The 5,340-nt window shown below is 51.5% G+C and carries 2 tRNA genes and 2 rRNA genes; all 4 read right to left on the bottom strand.

Annotated features, from left to right (window positions below):
- Window positions 1-150: 150 nt before the first annotated feature.
- The 4 genes from M5B44_RS28700 to M5B44_RS28685 all read right to left on the bottom strand — a co-directional run bounded on the left by M5B44_RS28700 (window position 151) and on the right by M5B44_RS28685 (window position 5,085).
- Window positions 151-3,041, bottom strand: a 23S ribosomal RNA gene (locus M5B44_RS28700).
- A gap of 243 nt (window positions 3,042-3,284) precedes the next feature.
- Window positions 3,285-3,360: transfer RNA gene (locus M5B44_RS28695), tRNA-Ala, on the bottom strand.
- Between the two features lie 30 nt (window positions 3,361-3,390).
- Window positions 3,391-3,467: transfer RNA gene (locus M5B44_RS28690), tRNA-Ile, on the bottom strand.
- A gap of 81 nt (window positions 3,468-3,548) precedes the next feature.
- Window positions 3,549-5,085 (bottom strand): 16S ribosomal RNA (locus tag M5B44_RS28685).
- The 16S and 23S rRNA genes sit together here with 2 tRNA genes alongside, the layout of an rRNA operon.
- Window positions 5,086-5,340: the final 255 nt, after the last annotated feature.

The following is a 5,340-nucleotide window of genomic DNA, read 5'->3' as shown; positions in this document are numbered from 1 at the left end:
GGGTACTGACTCGTGACCGGATGGCCTCGCTTCAGCAAATTGGGTATGGGATAGTTTTCGGTGTTTTGTGAGCGTCGAACTTTCGGTTCATTGCGTCTTCACACACCGCAATCTGGCCTCTTTCGAGTTCGCAAATTGCTTGGGTGTTATATGGTCAAGCCTCACGGGCAATTAGTATTGGTTAGCTCAACGCCTCACAGCGCTTACACACCCAACCTATCAACGTCGTAGTCTTCGACGGCCCTTCAGGGAACTCAAGGTTCCAGTGAGATCTCATCTTGAGGCAAGTTTCCCGCTTAGATGCTTTCAGCGGTTATCTTTTCCGAACATAGCTACCCGGCAATGCCACTGGCGTGACAACCGGAACACCAGAGGTTCGTCCACTCCGGTCCTCTCGTACTAGGAGCAGCCCCTCTCAAATCTCAAACGTCCACGGCAGATAGGGACCGAACTGTCTCACGACGTTCTAAACCCAGCTCGCGTACCACTTTAAATGGCGAACAGCCATACCCTTGGGACCGGCTTCAGCCCCAGGATGTGATGAGCCGACATCGAGGTGCCAAACACCGCCGTCGATATGAACTCTTGGGCGGTATCAGCCTGTTATCCCCGGAGTACCTTTTATCCGTTGAGCGATGGCCCTTCCATACAGAACCACCGGATCACTAAGACCTACTTTCGTACCTGCTCGACGTGTCTGTCTCGCAGTCAAGCGCGCTTTTGCCTTTATACTCTACGACCGATTTCCGACCGGTCTGAGCGCACCTTCGTACTCCTCCGTTACTCTTTAGGAGGAGACCGCCCCAGTCAAACTACCCACCATACACTGTCCTCGATCCGGATAACGGACCTGAGTTAGAACCTCAAAGTTGCCAGGGTGGTATTTCAAGGATGGCTCCACGCGAACTGGCGTCCACGCTTCAAAGCCTCCCACCTATCCTACACAAGCAAATTCAAAGTCCAGTGCAAAGCTATAGTAAAGGTTCACGGGGTCTTTCCGTCTAGCCGCGGATACACTGCATCTTCACAGCGATTTCAATTTCACTGAGTCTCGGGTGGAGACAGCGCCGCCATCGTTACGCCATTCGTGCAGGTCGGAACTTACCCGACAAGGAATTTCGCTACCTTAGGACCGTTATAGTTACGGCCGCCGTTTACCGGGGCTTCGATCAAGAGCTTCGCGTTAGCTAACCCCATCAATTAACCTTCCGGCACCGGGCAGGCGTCACACCCTATACGTCCACTTTCGTGTTTGCAGAGTGCTGTGTTTTTAATAAACAGTCGCAGCGGCCTGGTATCTTCGACCGGCATGGGCTTACGGAGCAAGTCCTTCACCCTCACCGGCGCACCTTCTCCCGAAGTTACGGTGCCATTTTGCCTAGTTCCTTCACCCGAGTTCTCTCAAGCGCCTTGGTATTCTCTACCCAACCACCTGTGTCGGTTTGGGGTACGGTTCCTGGTTATCTGAAGCTTAGAAGCTTTTCTTGGAAGCATGGCATCAACCACTTCGTCGCCTAAAGGCAACTCGTCATCAGCTCTCGGCCTTAAGATCCCGGATTTACCTAAGATCTCAGCCTACCACCTTAAACTTGGACAACCAACGCCAAGCTGGCCTAGCCTTCTCCGTCCCTCCATCGCAATAACCAGAAGTACAGGAATATTAACCTGTTTTCCATCGACTACGCTTTTCAGCCTCGCCTTAGGGACCGACTAACCCTGCGTCGATTAACGTTGCGCAGGAAACCTTGGTCTTTCGGCGTGGGTGTTTTTCACACCCATTGTCGTTACTCATGTCAGCATTCGCACTTCTGATACCTCCAGCAAGCTTCTCAACTCACCTTCACAGGCTTACAGAACGCTCCTCTACCGCATCACTTGCGTGATACCCGTAGCTTCGGTGTATGGTTTGAGCCCCGTTACATCTTCCGCGCAGGCCGACTCGACTAGTGAGCTATTACGCTTTCTTTAAAGGGTGGCTGCTTCTAAGCCAACCTCCTAGCTGTCTAAGCCTTCCCACATCGTTTCCCACTTAACCATAACTTTGGGACCTTAGCTGACGGTCTGGGTTGTTTCCCTTTTCACGACGGACGTTAGCACCCGCCGTGTGTCTCCCATGCTCGGCACTTGTAGGTATTCGGAGTTTGCATCGGTTTGGTAAGTCGGGATGACCCCCTAGCCGAAACAGTGCTCTACCCCCTACAGTGATACATGAGGCGCTACCTAAATAGCTTTCGAGGAGAACCAGCTATCTCCGAGCTTGATTAGCCTTTCACTCCGATCCACAGGTCATCCGCTAACTTTTCAACGGTAGTCGGTTCGGTCCTCCAGTCAGTGTTACCTAACCTTCAACCTGCCCATGGATAGATCGCCCGGTTTCGGGTCTATTCCCAGCGACTAGACGCCCTATTAAGACTCGCTTTCGCTACGCCTCCCCTATTCGGTTAAGCTCGCCACTGAAAATAAGTCGCTGACCCATTATACAAAAGGTACGCAGTCACAGAACAAAGTCTGCTCCCACTGCTTGTACGCATACGGTTTCAGGATCTATTTCACTCCCCTCTCCGGGGTTCTTTTCGCCTTTCCCTCACGGTACTAGTTCACTATCGGTCAGTCAGTAGTATTTAGCCTTGGAGGATGGTCCCCCCATATTCAGACAAAGTTTCTCGTGCTCCGTCCTACTCGATTTCATGACCAAGAGATTTTCGCGTACAGGGCTATCACCCACTATGGCCGCACTTTCCAGAGCGTTCCGCTAATCTCAAAGCCACTTAAGGGCTAGTCCCCGTTCGCTCGCCACTACTAAGGGAATCTCGGTTGATTTCTTTTCCTCAGGGTACTTAGATGTTTCAGTTCCCCTGGTTCGCCTCTTGCACCTATGTATTCAGTGCAAGATAACCATCTTGTGATGGCTGGGTTCCCCCATTCAGACATCTCCGGATCAAAGTCTGTTTGCCGACTCCCCGAAGCTTTTCGCAGGCTACCACGTCTTTCATCGCCTCTGACTGCCAAGGCATCCACCGTATGCGCTTCTTCACTTGACCATATAACCCCAAGCAATCTGGTTATACTGTGAAGACGACATTCGCCGAAAATTCGAATTTCTCAACTAAGAGAACTCACAAATTTTACCTTAGCCTGATCACCACCAGTGAAAGTGGATCTCAGTCTATCTTTCTATCACATACCCAAATTTTTAAAGAACGAACTAGTCAAAGACTAGAAATCAACATTCACCATCACTCGATGGAATGCTCATTTCTAAGCTCTTACTTCAGAAGCAGTAGTGGTGGAGCCAAGCGGGATCGAACCGCTGACCTCCTGCGTGCAAGGCAGGCGCTCTCCCAGCTGAGCTATGGCCCCGTATTTCTACAGGCGTTTCCCACACAAAATTGGTGGGTCTGGGCAGATTCGAACTGCCGACCTCACCCTTATCAGGGGTGCGCTCTAACCAACTGAGCTACAGACCCAATTTCGGGCTGCTTCTTTCGTCTTCTTCAATGAATCAAGCAATTCGTGTGGGAACTTATGGAGCAGCTGATGTCGTCGATTAAGGAGGTGATCCAGCCGCAGGTTCCCCTACGGCTACCTTGTTACGACTTCACCCCAGTCATGAATCACACCGTGGTAACCGTCCTCCCGAAGGTTAGACTAGCTACTTCTGGTGCAACCCACTCCCATGGTGTGACGGGCGGTGTGTACAAGGCCCGGGAACGTATTCACCGCGACATTCTGATTCGCGATTACTAGCGATTCCGACTTCACGCAGTCGAGTTGCAGACTGCGATCCGGACTACGATCGGTTTTATGGGATTAGCTCCACCTCGCGGCTTGGCAACCCTTTGTACCGACCATTGTAGCACGTGTGTAGCCCAGGCCGTAAGGGCCATGATGACTTGACGTCATCCCCACCTTCCTCCGGTTTGTCACCGGCAGTCTCCTTAGAGTGCCCACCATAACGTGCTGGTAACTAAGGACAAGGGTTGCGCTCGTTACGGGACTTAACCCAACATCTCACGACACGAGCTGACGACAGCCATGCAGCACCTGTCTCAATGTTCCCGAAGGCACCAATCCATCTCTGGAAAGTTCATTGGATGTCAAGGCCTGGTAAGGTTCTTCGCGTTGCTTCGAATTAAACCACATGCTCCACCGCTTGTGCGGGCCCCCGTCAATTCATTTGAGTTTTAACCTTGCGGCCGTACTCCCCAGGCGGTCAACTTAATGCGTTAGCTGCGCCACTAAGAGCTCAAGGCTCCCAACGGCTAGTTGACATCGTTTACGGCGTGGACTACCAGGGTATCTAATCCTGTTTGCTCCCCACGCTTTCGCACCTCAGTGTCAGTATCAGTCCAGGTGGTCGCCTTCGCCACTGGTGTTCCTTCCTATATCTACGCATTTCACCGCTACACAGGAAATTCCACCACCCTCTACCATACTCTAGCTCGCCAGTTTTGGATGCAGTTCCCAGGTTGAGCCCGGGGATTTCACATCCAACTTAACGAACCACCTACGCGCGCTTTACGCCCAGTAATTCCGATTAACGCTTGCACCCTCTGTATTACCGCGGCTGCTGGCACAGAGTTAGCCGGTGCTTATTCTGTCGGTAACGTCAAAATTGCAGAGTATTAATCTACAACCCTTCCTCCCAACTTAAAGTGCTTTACAATCCGAAGACCTTCTTCACACACGCGGCATGGCTGGATCAGGCTTTCGCCCATTGTCCAATATTCCCCACTGCTGCCTCCCGTAGGAGTCTGGACCGTGTCTCAGTTCCAGTGTGACTGATCATCCTCTCAGACCAGTTACGGATCGTCGCCTTGGTGAGCCATTACCTCACCAACTAGCTAATCCGACCTAGGCTCATCTGATAGCGCAAGGCCCGAAGGTCCCCTGCTTTCTCCCGTAGGACGTATGCGGTATTAGCGTTCCTTTCGAAACGTTGTCCCCCACTACCAGGCAGATTCCTAGGCATTACTCACCCGTCCGCCGCTGAATCCAGGAGCAAGCTCCTTTCATCCGCTCGACTTGCATGTGTTAGGCCTGCCGCCAGCGTTCAATCTGAGCCATGATCAAACTCTTCAGTTCAAACATCTTTGGGTTTTTAAGAAACCCTAAACTTGGCTCAGCAATCGTTGGTTACATCTTTGATTTCTCGCGGAGTAACTTGTGATGCTGATAATCTTGTTGACTATCAGTCTGACTCCACAAGCACCCACACGAATTGCTTGATTCAGTTGTTAAAGAGCGGTTGGTTAAGATCTTTCGTCTCAACCGAGGCGCGCATTCTACAGCAGCCTCATTTGCTGTCAAGTGATTATTTTCAGAAGTTTTCGAAGATTT

It is taken from the genome of Pseudomonas sp. MWU12-2029 (assembly GCF_023242425.1).
Taxonomy (GTDB): domain Bacteria; phylum Pseudomonadota; class Gammaproteobacteria; order Pseudomonadales; family Pseudomonadaceae; genus Aquipseudomonas; species Aquipseudomonas kribbensis.
Note: the sequence above shows the minus strand (reverse complement) of the source record. Positions and strands in the feature narration are given on the sequence as shown.